The following is a 14131-nucleotide window of genomic DNA, read 5'->3' as shown; positions in this document are numbered from 1 at the left end:
TTTTCTGTCTCTTCACCTGGTTTTTCTGGACCTTTTTCTGTCTCTTTTTCATTCAATACTTCTTGTTTCGCTACTTTATTTGCTACAACATTTACTTCTACTGTAACCTCTATTGCTTTGTAGCCTTCTGGCGCTTTCGTTTCTTCTAACGTATACTTACCTGGCACTAAGTTTTCGAATGTAACAACACCATCTTTATTTGTTGTTTTCGCCTCTCCAACTATTTGACCATTTTCGTTTTTCAGTCTAAATTCGGCGCCTTCTAGTACATTTCTGCTCTCAGCATCCTTTTTGACTACCTGTAAGCTTCCCAACTCTTTCACATTTTTAACTATTACCGGTACTACTTTGTTCTCTTCCACAGTAACTTCAATTTCTTCTTTTAGTGATTTATATCCCTCTGGTGCTTTCGTTTCTTTTAATGTATATTTACCTGGTTCTAATTTTTTAGAGATTACTTTACCTGTTTTATCTGTTCGTAATGTATCTATCTGTTTACCATCTTTATACACTTCAAATTCTGCACCAGGTAATAACTTTGTTTCATCACTTGCATCTACTTTTACAATTTCAAATTGACCTGTTACTTTTTCACCTGATGGCTTATTCCATTTCGGCCAATTAAATTTAAAGTTATGAACCTCAAATCCATCTCTTTGGTGTAATCCACCAAGAAAGGCTTGTCCGTTAATTGAACCACCCTTTGTATCTACAACTGCATTTGGAGCAAATACACTTCCTACTACACCATATCCTTTAGTTGTTATGCTTTTAGCATTTGGAAACACCCAAATTACTTTACTAGCTAATTCAGTAAAAAAGGAATTAGGATCATATGGTTGAGATGTATTAACTAATGTGAATCCGCCCTTATCTGTTGTATCATACAAGATTGCGCCGCCACCAAAATTCACTTCTTCTGCATCTGAATGAATAACAATAAAGTCTTTATTACTTACATTCGGAAGGTAAACATCACTTACATCAAATGTTTTCTTTCCATTTTGGCCTGAAGAAACGTAAATATTAGGATTATTTACATCTTCACCGATTCCAAAGGTCATACCCGGTTTAGGTTTATCAGTATGTAATTGACCAGCCTCCTCAATTACACTATTAACATCTTTTCTAAACTCTTTAAATTTAGCATCAATCTCCGCTTGCTCTTTATAAGAGATACGGTCATATGATGATTTCATTGCACCTTCTGGGTCACCATCTTTTGTCATCGCCACTGTGCCATCTTGAATAATTACTTGTCCTGTTCCCGCTTTCGTAAATTGACCACCTAGTAATAATGCTGGATATCCTTCCTCTACCCATGTTGCTCCCGCTAAATTATTCGCTCCAGTTGCAGCCGCTAGGACTGTATAACTTGATGCGTTCATATTTTTTTGAATGGCCATCGCACCTTCAATATCCGCACTCGTTGCACTATGATCTCCAAAAATGATTGCATTGTAATATGATACATCACCTAAGCCTTTTAATTCTGTTGTAGCTGCCTCTGCTTTATACGGTAAATGGATTAAAAAATTCATACATACTAGTAACACAACTATAAAACTACTACTTAATTTTTTTATTTTTTGATTAAATGATTTCCTCAAAAAATTCATTCCCCCCTTTTATAATTCCTAAATTTACGAAAAGAAGCACATTTCATATGTACCAATCTTTACTCACATTAACTTAAAATAATCCATTTAAATAAACCAAAGAAACTCTACAACGAATTAATAACATTACTACAATTCATTTTTGAAATAATACGTGAACGAAACTAACATGCGGAAATGTTTTTACTTATGGGAGCTCAATAAAATTAATCTGAAGAATATTTCATGTGGTGTAACTTTTTTGGCAACATCATCCACTTTACAACAGTTTTCTAAAGGATTCAAGTAAATTGTATGGATCTCAGACACAATTATCTCGGGTAAAACGCTTTCAAACTTAGGTTAAAACCAAAAGAAAAACGTAGCCAAAAAGCTACGTTTTTCTTTCATCGTTTCGGTGTATTTTTATGATTTTTCAAAAACGGAAGCGGGAATTGCTTACGGAAATGTTCTTTAATCATATACTCTACACCGTTCTCACTATTTGAACGTGTAATCCAGTCTGCTGCTTGCTTTAATTCTACAGGCGAGTTCCCCATCGCTACACCAAGCCCTACATTTTCAATTACTTCTAGATCTTCTAAACTATCTCCAATCGCAACCATTTCGTTTAGCGAAATATTTAAATGCTCTCCAAGCAATTGTAATCCGCGTAATTTTGATACATTTTGCGGCAAAATTTCTATTCGTTTTGAATCACACTCAATATACTCTATATCTTGGAATGCTTTTCGTAATGTATTTAACCCTCGTTCTTTTTCACCTTTACTTTGGAAAATTACATCAATTTTCGGAGCCGCTACTGGATGATCACGAAGCGCATCACCTAATGAGTCTACAAATTGAACTGGATAAAATAACGGATCTGCACTTGATAATACAGTACGCGCAATTAAGTTTGGTGTATTCCTCTCCCGATTTCCGATTGAAAACCGTTCATGAGAAATGCGGATGTTACAATCAAAGTGCTCTAATACTTGCACAATGTTAAACGTCTTCTCTTCCGATAATCTTCTTTGAACGTACGGCTTATCTAACGTTGCTGAAACGAAAGCACCACCGTGTGTCACTAGGATAGAATCTAATTTTAACGCCTTTGCAACTTTATGAGCAGACTGAAAATTACGGCTCGTAAATAATGTAACGTATACATCTTTTCTTTTCACAAATTCAATTGTTTCTCGTAATCCTTTTGCAATTTTTCCGTTGTTGTATAGTAGTGTCCCATCTATATTAAGAGCTAGTAAGCGATAAATCATGTCGCACTCCCCCTCTTCGCTGTTGTACTCTATCCATAATTTATGAAATAAATGTAGCAAATAGAACGAGTTAGAATTACTACTGAAAATTTGGTTTACTATATACATATACACTCAGTAAAGGAGATAGTACAATGCAAGCACCACCTTCCTTTTATGAAGGCGATACGTTAGAAGTCGCAAAGAAATTACTCGGACAAAAACTTGTACATACTGTAGATGGAATAAAACGAAGCGGAATCATTGTAGAAGTAGAAGCATATAAGGGGCCCGATGATAAAGCCGCACATAGTTACGGCGGCAGACGAACAGATCGCACAGAAGTCATGTTTGGCGCACCGGGGCATGCTTACGTATATTTAATTTATGGTATGTATCATTGTTTTAACGTCATTACAGCGCCAGTTGGCACCCCACAAGGTGTTCTCATTCGAGCCCTTGAGCCAGTAGACGGGATTGAAGAAATAAAACTTGCACGATACAATAAAACCGACATTACAAAAGCGCAGTATAAAAATTTAACGAACGGCCCTGGCAAACTATGCCGTGCCCTCGGAATTACTTTAGAAGAACGAGGCGTATCCTTACAAAGCGACACATTACATATTGAACTCGTCCCAGAAGAAGAACACATATCATCACAATATAAAATAACAGCAGGACCTCGTATTAACATCGACTATGCAGAAGAAGCTGTACAATATCCGTGGCGTTTTTATTACGAGGGGAATCCGTTCGTTTCAAAGAAATAAACATATGTAAAGGGAGAGACTATGAGGGGGAAACCTGAACAAAAAATAGAGTCAGAAAAAGTCTATAAAACGAAGAAAAACCCAAATGGAATGTTTGTAGCGAGAATACTACAAATTCCAAAAGATGAAGATAAACTAGACTTTGTTCTTATTTTGCAAAATAAAAAAACGAAAAATATTATTTATAACAAAGTTTTAGTAACAACAAATAACGACTATTATTCTTTCCGACTCGCTCGTGGGAATATTGAATGGTCCTCCTTACATACTGTTACAGTATGGGATGGGCTTGGGCATCAATTGGTAGAAGTATCAGCCTTAACTGTTAAAGAGAACTATTTCATTTCTGATGAGCATTGTTCCGCATATCGGGATTAATCAAGAATAAAAGGGAAGCCGAATCGGCTTCCCTTTTTACTCTGCACCTTCCGCAGTCGCAATATTATCCTCTAAGTTTTCTCTAGATAATTCAGCCGCCATAAAATCAGCTGTTTCTGGAAGTGCTAAATGCATATGAGCTTTTTGACAAATTTGGATCGTACAGTTTTCAACAACATAATCGAAAACATGTCCTCCCCCGCTTCTTTCATCATCAATATAATGTAAGTGGAAACCCGCTACACCAATACCTTGCGCGTAATCTGGTGTCCAAAATCCAGCAAGCGTACCTTCTGTATGTTTAAATGAAAAGATTGGTTGTGATTTCGTCACTTCAACGAGCGGTGTATACGGTTTTTCTTGTCTTGGAACAGTTCTCGTTCTTACTTCACGGAACGTACCGTCCATTCGAATACCGTAAAATAAGTTTTTACTTGGCATTAATTCATGTAATAATGCCTCAACTTCTTCACGATTCATCGGACGCTCTACTGTATAACTCATTTCTTTTTCAAAAAACGTTACAGTCGCAAACGGTGTTGTTTCTTCCGGTTCTACTTTTTCTGCTGAACCGTCTGAACGTAAATGATAAAATTCGTTATCGAATGCAATCATTTCACCATCTAATTGATCAAATGTGCCGATGCCGAAATCACCACGTTCTTTCAATTCCTCAAAGCTAATTACACCATCATATATACCATCTAATAGCGCAAGCATTGTAGATGTTTGATATACTTCATTACTCGTTTTCGTTCTTTTTGCATCAATATCAATGAATTGTGCAACAGTCATCTCAATCATGCCTCCATTAGTTTAATTGGTTTGGTAATAATTTTTCGCTTAATTTAATGTTGTCACGGTAGTCAATTGGAACATCAATAATGACAGGGCCGTCTGCTGCTAGTGCTTCTTTTAATACACCTTCTAATTCATCAGGCGTGTTTACACGAAGACCCTTTGCACCGAAACTTTCTGCATATTTCACAAGATCGACATCGCCAAACTCTGTAGCTGATGTTCTACCGTATTTCATCATTTGTTGGAATGCAACCATATCATATGTACCATCTCTCCATACAAGATGTACGATCGGTGCGTTTAAACGTACCGCTGTTTCTAATTCCATCGAAGAGAATAAGAAACCACCATCACCTGACACGGAAACAACTTTCTTGCCCGGTTCAACTAAAGTAGCGGCAATTGCCCAAGGAAGTGCAACACCTAACGTTTGCATACCGTTACTAAATAATAATCTACGTGGTTCATAAGAACGGAAACATCTTGCCATCCAAATAGAATGTGAACCGATGTCACATGTAACGGTTGTATCGTCACTAATTAAAGAACGAAGTGTACGAATCACTTGAAGCGGATGCGTAACACCTTCTGAAGCACGGTTTGGAACTTCTGCTTGTTCTGATAATTTCGCACGTAATCGTTCTAACACTGCTTCTGATTTCGAACTTAATACAAGTTTCGGTAATTTTTCTGCAATGCTATTTACAGTTAAAGCGATATCGCCAATTAATTCGCGCTCTGGTTGGTAATCATGGTCGATATCTGCTTGATGGTCATCAAGATGAATAATCGTTCTGTCTCCAAGTTTATTCCAGAATTTCGGATCATACTCAATTGGGTCATAACCGATCGAAATAACAAGGTCTGCTTCTTCTAGTAAAATATCACCTGGTTGGTTACGGAATAATCCAACGCGGCCAAAGAAATGATCTTCTAACTCACGCGAAATTGCACCAGCTGCTTGATATGTTTCAACGACAGGAAGTTCTGTATCCGCAATTAATTCACGAACGGCTTTCGTCACTTCATTTGTGCTCGCTCTCATACCGAGTAAAATAACTGGTAATTTCGCCGATTTTATTTTTTCTACTACATATGTAATTTCATGTGTGGGAGCGATTCCAAGCTGTGGCTTAGAAAGCGCACCGATAGACTCTACAGTCGTTTCCGCTGTCATAACGTCTTGCGGAAGACTTACTAAAGTAGCTCCTGGATTTGTGGAAGTCGCACTTCGGAATGCATTTGATAATGCTTCTGGCACATTATCAGGATGCTCTACTTCTACGCTATATTTTGTGATTGGTTCGAATAGTGCAGCATTATCCATAGATTGATGCGTACGTTTTAATCGATCCGTACGTGGAACTGCACCAGCTAAAGCAACAACGGGATCACTCTCCGCATTCGCAGTAACAAGACCTGTCGCTAAATTCGATGTCCCTGGTCCTGAAGTTACAAGACATACGCCCGGTTTCCCTGTTAATCTACCAATAGCAGCTGCCATAAATGCTGCGTTTTGTTCATGACGACAAACAATTAACTCTGGTCCTCTTTCTTGCAGTACATCAAATACAGAGTCAATCTTCGCTCCTGGAATACCAAAAACATGTGTAACACCTTGTTTAATTAAACAATCAACAACAAGATCTGCTCCTTTTGTTTTTGTCTTCACGTCGTTTGCTTTTACACCTGTACTCAAACTAATCATCCCTTTATTTCATAATGTGTGTAATAAAGATTTTTAATTTCACCTAGTTAATTAATGTGGTGAAGTATTATTTATCATTATATTACAAATGCATTATTTTTCCAACAGTATGAATTTAACATTATTTTGACAGCCGCAAAGGAATGCGCTTACAACCCTTTATTTATCCTAAAATAATATTTTTAAAACTTCTCTAAAAATGTACAAAAAACTTCCATCTTGTCACAGTATTAAAAACATAACAGTACCTTGCAAAGAACACTAGTAAATGATATATTTGTAAATATTGGAATACCCATTAATTGGAACGAACTTTGTAATTCGTATCCCCCTTTCAAAATATAGCATTCTCAACTTTAATCCATCATTCTATAAAGGAAAGTGATTGTTATGAACAAAAATGAATTTTTGGAACAACTTAATTCTTCCCTGCGGAATATGCCTAATGCAGAAAAGAAAGATATTATTTCAGAGTATGAAACTCATTTTATCAGTGGTAAACAGGATGGGAAATATGAAGAAGAAATTGCTAGAAAACTAGGAAACCCCAAAACGATCGCGAAAGAACTTAATGTTTCCTATGCAATAAGCAATGCTGACAAGAAACGAAGCTTCAAAAATATGATAACCGCACTATTTTCTGTTATGAGCTTAAGTGTTTTAAACTTTACCTTTATCATTATCGCCTTTTTCGTACTACTCTTTTTATTACCGATTCTTCTAGCACTTATCATTGCTACTCCACTATTAATCATTTCACCTATTTTATTAATAGGGTTAGGATTTTTTAAAGGGTTTCATCAAATCAGTTATTCCGATGTTTACAATGTGTTCATCGCTTTTTGCAGCGGTTTACTCATATCCGTCATATGTTACCAAATAGTAAAACATCTATACGCAACTTTAGTAAAGTATTTGAAATGGAATATAGCTATTTTACAAAGATAATAATGAATATAAGAGGAGATTAAAATGAAGAAGTATACTTTATATCTACTCATGTTACTTACAATTTTATTTCTATCAGCTTGTTCAAACCGTGCACAACATAAGGAAGAAAACGATGTGCAATCTATTAAAGATGTAACGATAAAAATTCCAGAAACTATATTCACTTCCTCAAAAAAGAATGAAACGATTAACGAAGACGAAATGAAACAAAATATAAAAACGTATTTAAATTATAGCGGAGAGTTAGACGAAAACATCGTTCCACTTTCGTCAGCCATGTCTGACGAGGAAGTCACGGAATCCGATCGGAAGAAATTAAAACAACTAGTAGATTTAGCGCAACAAAACGATGCAAATTTCCTTAATTTTATTAGTAACAATACGATTCCTGATGATTACAAACAGCCTTCGAAGGAAATTCATGATTACATTTCAGCGTCTACGGCACTTTCAGTGGAACTAGAGCAAGAATTAGATAAACTCGCGCAAGATGGTAACTTATTCAAAACTGATTTTTCTTTTACAAAACGCTTTGAGAAGGTTAATGGTAGGAAGCAAAAAGAAATTGAAACATTTTTGAAGGAAAAGAATATTGAGACTGAGTATTTCCACAAATAACAAACAAAAAAGACGCCCCTATACAGGAGCGTCTTCCACTATTACGCTTGTTGTTGCGCGTTATATAATTCTTCAAGTGGCTGCATGATAATTTTGTTAACGTCAGTGATAACGATGTTTAAACGTTGCTCAGTTTCCATTAACTTTGTGATTTTAGCATCTTGTTGAATGCGAGCTACAACTTCTTGTGCTTTTTGGTTATCTTCTTCAGTGATTTCTTGACCTTGCATCATTTTTTGTTGTAGGCCAAGTTGCATTGTGCGGAACTCATCGAATAAGTTCTTTGAATTTGCATCAGCTTGAACTGCTGCGTAGCTTGCTTTTAATGTTTGGAAATCTTCGTTTTCAGCGATTGCTTTTTGTAATTCATATGCAACATCATGAATGTTTTTTGTCATTTTATTTTTCCTCCTTTAGAAGGCTAGCGCTTATCATGCGCACCGCCTTTTAAGTGCATTTACATACGCACCTCTTCTTACCATATCAAACTATGCAAGAGATGTGAAGAAATTTCACTTTTATTTCTATGTACTTATCTTTACTACATAAGGAACAACAGGAATAGCCCTTGCACGAGTCCAATCATTCCGCCTAATAATGCACCTAAATACGTAATCATTTTCAGCTCATTTTTTGTAATGGACAGCACTAAATCTTCTAGTCTCTCTGTTGAAAATGTAGACACTTCTTGTTGGACAATTTCCGCAAGGTGGAGATTGTTTAATATACTTTCTACGTTTTCTGTCCCCCACTTTAAGCCTTTCGTTACAGCACTTGGGACTAACTTTTCCTTGATTGTTTCTCGAACTGGCTCACATACTTGCTGCACAGATTGATTTAAAAATTTACTCACTGTTTCTTCAACTTTAACCGCTGACAATATGGAGCTTACAATCATTTCTTTTTCTACAAACGTTTCTACTTCTTTTACATCTCTTCCTTTTAACTTTTCCCACTCTTTTTGCAGTACGTCAGTTAAAAGCTGCTTTGTTCCATCTTGCCCTAAAAACTTAATGACTTCTGGTTGCACACGATCCACTACACTTACATTCCCTAAAAACATTCCGACTAAGTTAAGTAGCGTTCCCCTAGAAGCAAAGAAATCATCAATCATTTTTGAAAGACGTGCTTTCCCTTCTTCACTCTCAAAGAAACTAATTCCTCGCTCTAAAATAAATGCCGAGACATTTGGGATTGTATTCTCTATTTTTTCATGAACAGAATGAGGTAAAGCCTGTTCCCATGTATATGTATAATACTCTGCTAAAAATGCCTCTATTTTTTCTGTAATCACATGTTCGATTTTCCCGGTCGCCTCTTTTTCTACATACGCTACATTCCATTTTTCTAACATATGTCGTAACGACTGTTCATTCGTAATTACTTTATCCACTTCTACTTGTGTCCATTGAATTAAACCTTTTTGAAACTCTTCATTTGTTAATTTCTTTCCGATTCCTTCTGGCGTTAACAAATGTTCGACAACCATTTTTCCTAATTGAACAGCAAGTTCATCGCGGCGCTTCGGAATTAACCCTGGTGTAAATGGAACTTGAAACTTTCCAATATAAATAGGGCGATGAGGACGAAATAACATTTTTATCGCTAAATGATTTGTAAATCCTCCAATAATCGCTCCGAGCCCTGTCGTCGTTAACATACTTAACCATATATTCATTACAATCAACCTTTCGCTTCTCCAAAACTATAGCATATCATCATACGGACAAAAGTATAATGGTATAAAAACGTATTTGCAATATATAGCTATGCCTATTATGCCAACATTTTGTTAGTAAAGGAGTGATTTCGTTGGTTCTCGGTATTTTAACTTCTCACCCTCATTATGAGCAAATGTATTACACCGAAATCGCTAAACGCGCTCGGCTTTATCATAATGTCGTGGCCCAGTTTACGCCATTTGGTATTGATCCTAAAACAGACCTTGTCTCTGGTCTTATTTATGATACAGATACAGGAAAATGGAAAGAGCAAATATTCCCTATTCCTTCTTATATTTACGATCGTTCTTCTTTTAACGAGGAAACAGACTTCAACAAAGCAAAATCAATTATTCACTCATTACACAACCGTCCTACCACTACCTTTTTAAATAACACACTCATTGACTTAAGCGAACTTCATGATTTATTTCTCACGAATAAAAAATTATCTCCTTATATACCAAAATTTGAAATAGCAACGATACAAAACATTTTCAAACTGTTATTAAAAACAAAAGATATTATTATACGGCCTACTAACACACATTCCAATGAAAGTCTGTACCGGATCACTTATAAAAACAAAACGTTTCATATCGATACGATAAATGATGACTATCATACTTCTACTCCAATCAAACGGACAGATGAATTTATATCTTGGTACAAATCTAACATACGATCAGCACGTTACATCATCCATACAATGCTGCAACCACCAAATCAATTAACATACCCGCTCCATATTCGAACCATTTTGCAAAAAAATAAAGAACAAAAGTGGAATGCTATCGGCCAATTTATACAAAAAAGCTCATTTCCGAATCAACTTTTACTTTCGGCAACTGAAGATGCTACACTGCATTCATTTTCAAAAATTAAATACGTACTATCTAGTACCGGTGTACAATTATTACAGGACGCTTTACATGACATTATCAATGAAGTGTTTCAAACATTAGATGAATCTTATTCTTCGTTATTCGAGCTAGAGCTTTCCACCATTATGGATCAAAAAGGGGCAATTTGGCTTATGTATGTCAACACGATTCCCCCGTACGAACATTACATTCGTCATAGTGATGCACTAGCCGAAAAAATATATCACGGACCACTAAAGTTTAGTCGCTTCACACCATAATGAAAGGAGGTAACACCATTTTGAAAGAGCACATATATACATTAAACATTTCAGATGAGCATCCAAATAGTATTACTTTACCTTACATTTTTTCCATTACACCACCAATTGCATCTCTTTCCTTCGGCGTACGCCATGTTGCAAGTGAAGAGGTGAAAATTCATTATTCCTTTACTCGCGAAATCATTATCGGAAAACAAATTGCAGAGAAACTTTTACTTCCTCATTCCACTACTATCCATGCATTCACGCAAAATGAAACCATTATTTTCGGACCATTAATCGGGATTTTCACAACTGGTTTTAACGATGACTCTTCTAATCCTTTAGGAAACCGTTCAACTTCTCTCAGCGAGTTACTAACGCCACCATTCACCTTGCGACCATTTGTATTTGTTTTTGGTGTGCAACATATAAACTGGGCAGACGAAACAATTGAAGGGTATTTCTTTCAAGAGGAACAGTGGATTAAGAAAAAAGTCCCTTTACCAAATGTCATTTATGATCGATTACCAAATCGGAAAGCCGAAAATTATAAACCGATCGTAAGAGCAAAAAGAAAATTAGAGCATGACTATTCCATTCCGTGGTTTAACCCAGGGTTTTTCAATAAATGGGAAGTGCATCAACTTCTTATGAAAGATGAATCCATTACTCCCTTATTACCAAACACGGAAGCTTTTCAACATTTCGAACAAGTAGAACGCTTTCTTGGCACGTATAAATCTGTTTACATGAAACCGGTACACGGTAGCTTCGGGAGAAACATTCATCAAATATTTTACTCTCAAACAGAGAATTGCTACTACTGTCGTTATCGCGAAAATGAAGAAAATAAACTAAGAAAGTACCAATCATTAGAAACGCTTCTGAACCATGTGTTAAAAGGACATGATTTAAAAAAGTTTATCGTACAACAAGGTATTTCCTTACTTCGCTTCGATGGGCAACCTGTTGATTTTCGCATTCATACAAATAAAAATCATTTCGGCCAATGGATGGTCAGTGCAATCGTTGCAAAAATTGCTGGCAAAGGTAGCTTAACAACGCATGTAAATAGCGGTGGCGATACAAAATTACTGCAAGAACTTTTTCCAGATTCAACGAAACAAGTTCAAATTGAAAATAAATTAAAACATACAGCCTTACAAATCAGTTACGCGCTCGATGAGCAAGTAACCGGAAATATTGGAGAAATCGGTTTTGATATCGGTTTAGACACAGGGGAAAACCCGTGGCTCTTTGAAGCAAACTCTAAACCTGGGCGAACTGTATTCCAAGATGAAAAGTTAAAAGAACAAAGTGAACTGACGCGCCAATTATTTTACGAATATGCCATCTACTTAACTGAACATTCTTTACGCGATGCAAAAGAAAAAATGTCTCAAATAAAATCCGGAACTCCAACAAACACCGAACGTATCCCATCCCCTATGATTCACTCACAAATACAAAAACAAAAACTTCCACCTCATTCATAAGGTGGAAGTTTTCTATTTACACAAGTTTCACTACTACCTCTGTTTCCACGTTACATACTCCGCAATAAAAAATATGATTGCAGTATTCATTTGAATTATTATGTGTTAATCCATCTACTGCACTCAATAATTCTTGGTCCATATACGCACTATAATCGTCTATGTAATCTACAGTTTTTCCATAATCTTGGAGTATACCTTGGCAATTTTGACAAGAATATGTTTGTGATTCTAATGCGTTGCAAAGCGGGCAAATTCCCATCACGATTCCTCCATACGTTATCATTTACAAGCAGATTGAAGAGAGCATCTAGCCGTGCATCGGAGCCCTGTCCCCCTACTTAAAATAGAACTATAAAGTTGCTACCGATTTAATTTTATTAAGTCATAAATAAGAAGTTAATGATTTGCCCCACAATAGCGGGATACAAAAAGAAAAACATATTTCATATCGCTCTTAGTTTAGCCTTCTTTCTAAAAAATACAACGATTACTCTTATTTCATAATTTACGAAATCACTAAGATTTTTTACAAAATTTACAAATTATTATTTCGTATATCTTTCTAGGTAACATCCATACTATGAGTACAAACTTAATTACCGATGGATTAGCGCCAAACGGGGCGATAATCTGGTTCAAATCCAGCTAGTCCAACCAAAAAAAATTTTTATAACTCTAAGGAGGATATATTCCTATGGCAAACCAAAATTCTTCAAATCAATTAGTAGTACCAGGAGCAACAGCTGCAATCGACCAAATGAAGTACGAAATCGCTCAAGAATTTGGTGTACAATTAGGAGCAGATTCTACGGCTCGTGCTAACGGTTCTGTTGGTGGAGAAATTACAAAACGTCTAGTTGCAATGGCTGAGCAAAGCCTTGGCGGATTCCAAAAATAAATATATATGGCAAAAAGGTCTCAAGGCATATGCCTTGAGACCTTCCTTCATTTACTGCAACATTTGTAAAAACTTCTTCGTGCGTTCTTCTTTTGGATTTGTAAATACATCTTCTGGTGTACCTTGTTCGACAACGACACCGCCATCCATGAAAATAACGCGGTTCGCAATTTGATGCGCAAAACGCATTTCGTGCGTTACAATCACCATCGTCATGCCTTCTTTAGCAAGTTCTTTCATTACTTTCAGAACTTCTTGAACAAGTTCAGGATCAAGTGCTGACGTCGGTTCATCAAATAGTAATACTTCCGGCTCCATCGCAAGCGCGCGAGCAATTCCAACGCGCTGTTGTTGTCCGCCTGATAATTGGAACGGATATAAGTCTACTTTATCCGCAAGACCAACTTTTTCAAGGAAATAGTTTGCTTTTTTCTTCGCTTCTTCTTTCCCCATCTTTTTCACTGTAACGAGCCCTTCCATTACATTTTGAAGTGCTGTTAAATGAGGGAATAGATTATGGTGCTGGAATACCATACCTGTTTGCGTACGAAGATTGACAATATCTTTCTTCGATACTTTTTGAGAGAAGTCGAGCTCTTTATTACCGATGCGAATATTACCAGCGTTCGGCGTTTCTAACACGTTGAGACAACGTAAGAATGTCGTTTTACCAGATCCCGATGGCCCGATAATAACAACAACTTCCCCCTTCTCAACTGATAAATCTATATGCTTTAGTACGGTATTATCTCCGAAACTTTTTTGTAAATGTTGAATTGAAATCATAAAAACAAAAAC

At 36.3% G+C, this 14131-nt stretch carries 15 protein-coding genes; 7 read left to right on the top strand and 8 right to left on the bottom strand.

Translation table 11 applies throughout. The features are described 5' to 3' along the window. Together DT250_RS25685 and DT250_RS25680 are read right to left on the bottom strand one after the other, a co-directional pair. Positions 1-1619: MSCRAMM family protein (locus DT250_RS25685; RefSeq protein WP_149213905.1), on the bottom strand; the 1619-nt coding region annotated here is incomplete at its 3' end. A 386-nt stretch (positions 1620-2005) separates the two neighbouring features. Next, a complete protein-coding gene (locus tag DT250_RS25680; RefSeq protein ID WP_088062118.1) occupies positions 2006-2878 on the bottom strand; it encodes a Cof-type HAD-IIB family hydrolase in 873 nt (290 codons plus the stop codon). A 134-nt stretch (positions 2879-3012) separates the two neighbouring features. Between DT250_RS25680 and DT250_RS25675 the strand changes: the two genes are divergently transcribed. Together DT250_RS25675 and DT250_RS25670 are read left to right on the top strand one after the other, a co-directional pair. After that, positions 3013-3630 carry a DNA-3-methyladenine glycosylase gene (locus tag DT250_RS25675; RefSeq protein WP_088062116.1) on the top strand — a complete coding sequence of 206 codons (618 nt, stop codon included), beginning with the start codon at positions 3013-3015 and terminating at the stop codon, positions 3628-3630. A gap of 21 nt (positions 3631-3651) precedes the next feature. Further along, positions 3652-4008 carry a hypothetical protein gene (locus DT250_RS25670; RefSeq protein ID WP_088062114.1) on the top strand — a complete coding sequence of 119 codons (357 nt, stop codon included), beginning with the start codon at positions 3652-3654 and terminating at the stop codon, positions 4006-4008. Between the two features lie 36 nt (positions 4009-4044). Here the strand turns inward: DT250_RS25670 and alsD are convergent, their stop codons facing one another. Both alsD and alsS read right to left on the bottom strand, forming a co-directional pair. After that, positions 4045-4803: an alpha-acetolactate decarboxylase gene (gene alsD, locus DT250_RS25665; RefSeq protein WP_088062113.1), complete on the bottom strand. Its 759-nt coding sequence runs from the start codon at positions 4801-4803 to the stop codon at positions 4045-4047. 16 nt (positions 4804-4819) lie between these two features. Next, positions 4820-6508 (bottom strand): acetolactate synthase AlsS, encoded by a 1689-nt coding sequence (gene alsS, locus DT250_RS25660; protein WP_087985754.1) that lies wholly within the window; start codon positions 6506-6508, stop codon positions 4820-4822. A 399-nt stretch (positions 6509-6907) separates the two neighbouring features. Between alsS and DT250_RS25655 the strand changes: the two genes are divergently transcribed. Together DT250_RS25655 and DT250_RS25650 are read left to right on the top strand one after the other, a co-directional pair. Beyond that, positions 6908-7465, top strand: coding sequence for an HAAS signaling domain-containing protein (locus tag DT250_RS25655; protein ID WP_149213904.1), 558 nt, complete (start codon positions 6908-6910; stop codon positions 7463-7465). 24 nt (positions 7466-7489) lie between these two features. Then, positions 7490-8086 carry an NDxxF motif lipoprotein gene (locus tag DT250_RS25650; RefSeq protein ID WP_098133065.1) on the top strand — a complete coding sequence of 199 codons (597 nt, stop codon included), beginning with the start codon at positions 7490-7492 and terminating at the stop codon, positions 8084-8086. A gap of 41 nt (positions 8087-8127) precedes the next feature. Here DT250_RS25650 and DT250_RS25645 read toward each other — a convergent pair whose 3' ends face one another. Continuing rightward, positions 8128-8484 carry a YlbF/YmcA family competence regulator gene (locus tag DT250_RS25645; protein ID WP_147786173.1) on the bottom strand — a complete coding sequence of 119 codons (357 nt, stop codon included), beginning with the start codon at positions 8482-8484 and terminating at the stop codon, positions 8128-8130. A gap of 143 nt (positions 8485-8627) precedes the next feature. After that, a complete protein-coding gene (locus tag DT250_RS25640; protein WP_141520056.1) occupies positions 8628-9764 on the bottom strand; it encodes a DUF445 domain-containing protein in 1137 nt (378 codons plus the stop codon). Between the two features lie 134 nt (positions 9765-9898). Here DT250_RS25640 and DT250_RS25635 point away from each other — a divergent pair, with 134 nt between their 5' ends. Further along, positions 9899-10951 carry a YheC/YheD family protein gene (locus tag DT250_RS25635; protein ID WP_149213903.1) on the top strand — a complete coding sequence of 351 codons (1053 nt, stop codon included), beginning with the start codon at positions 9899-9901 and terminating at the stop codon, positions 10949-10951. 20 nt (positions 10952-10971) lie between these two features. Then, positions 10972-12432: a YheC/YheD family endospore coat-associated protein gene (locus tag DT250_RS25630; protein ID WP_149213902.1), complete on the top strand. Its 1461-nt coding sequence runs from the start codon at positions 10972-10974 to the stop codon at positions 12430-12432. A gap of 16 nt (positions 12433-12448) precedes the next feature. On the opposite strand, the gene DT250_RS25625 is transcribed toward DT250_RS25630, so the two are convergent. Next, positions 12449-12694, bottom strand: a complete 246-nt coding sequence (locus DT250_RS25625; protein ID WP_046956678.1) for a hypothetical protein — start codon at positions 12692-12694, stop codon at positions 12449-12451. Positions 12695-13129: 435 nt separating this feature from the next. Here DT250_RS25625 and sasP point away from each other — a divergent pair, with 435 nt between their 5' ends. After that, positions 13130-13333 (top strand): small acid-soluble spore protein, SasP family, encoded by a 204-nt coding sequence (gene sasP / locus DT250_RS25620; RefSeq protein ID WP_000013339.1) that lies wholly within the window; start codon positions 13130-13132, stop codon positions 13331-13333. Positions 13334-13384: 51 nt separating this feature from the next. Here sasP and DT250_RS25615 read toward each other — a convergent pair whose 3' ends face one another. Beyond that, entirely contained in the window at positions 13385-14119 is a 735-nt protein-coding gene (locus DT250_RS25615) for an amino acid ABC transporter ATP-binding protein (protein ID WP_000623593.1), read from the bottom strand. Positions 14120-14131: the final 12 nt, after the last annotated feature.

The organism is Bacillus sp. AR2-1 (genome assembly GCF_008368755.1).
Taxonomy (GTDB): Bacteria; Bacillota; Bacilli; order Bacillales; family Bacillaceae_G; genus Bacillus_A; species Bacillus_A wiedmannii.
Note: the sequence above shows the minus strand (reverse complement) of the source record. Positions and strands in the feature narration are given on the sequence as shown.

What these genes read in the sequence shown, in the direction of transcription:
- DT250_RS25680 (WP_088062118.1), bottom strand. Translation starts at nt 2,878, where the DNA reads ATGATTTATCGCTTACTAGCTCTTAATATAGATGGGACACTACTATAC.
- DT250_RS25675 (WP_088062116.1), top strand. Translation starts at nt 3,013, where the DNA reads ATGCAAGCACCACCTTCCTTTTATGAAGGCGATACGTTAGAAGTCGCA.
- DT250_RS25670 (WP_088062114.1), top strand. Translation starts at nt 3,652, where the DNA reads ATGAGGGGGAAACCTGAACAAAAAATAGAGTCAGAAAAAGTCTATAAA.
- alsD (WP_088062113.1), bottom strand. Translation starts at nt 4,803, where the DNA reads ATGACTGTTGCACAATTCATTGATATTGATGCAAAAAGAACGAAAACG.
- DT250_RS25655 (WP_149213904.1), top strand. Translation starts at nt 6,908, where the DNA reads ATGAACAAAAATGAATTTTTGGAACAACTTAATTCTTCCCTGCGGAAT.
- DT250_RS25650 (WP_098133065.1), top strand. Translation starts at nt 7,490, where the DNA reads ATGAAGAAGTATACTTTATATCTACTCATGTTACTTACAATTTTATTT.
- DT250_RS25645 (WP_147786173.1), bottom strand. Translation starts at nt 8,484, where the DNA reads ATGACAAAAAACATTCATGATGTTGCATATGAATTACAAAAAGCAATC.
- DT250_RS25640 (WP_141520056.1), bottom strand. Translation starts at nt 9,764, where the DNA reads ATGAATATATGGTTAAGTATGTTAACGACGACAGGGCTCGGAGCGATT.
- DT250_RS25625 (WP_046956678.1), bottom strand. Translation starts at nt 12,694, where the DNA reads ATGGGAATTTGCCCGCTTTGCAACGCATTAGAATCACAAACATATTCT.
- sasP (WP_000013339.1), top strand. Translation starts at nt 13,130, where the DNA reads ATGGCAAACCAAAATTCTTCAAATCAATTAGTAGTACCAGGAGCAACA.
- DT250_RS25615 (WP_000623593.1), bottom strand. Translation starts at nt 14,119, where the DNA reads ATGATTTCAATTCAACATTTACAAAAAAGTTTCGGAGATAATACCGTA.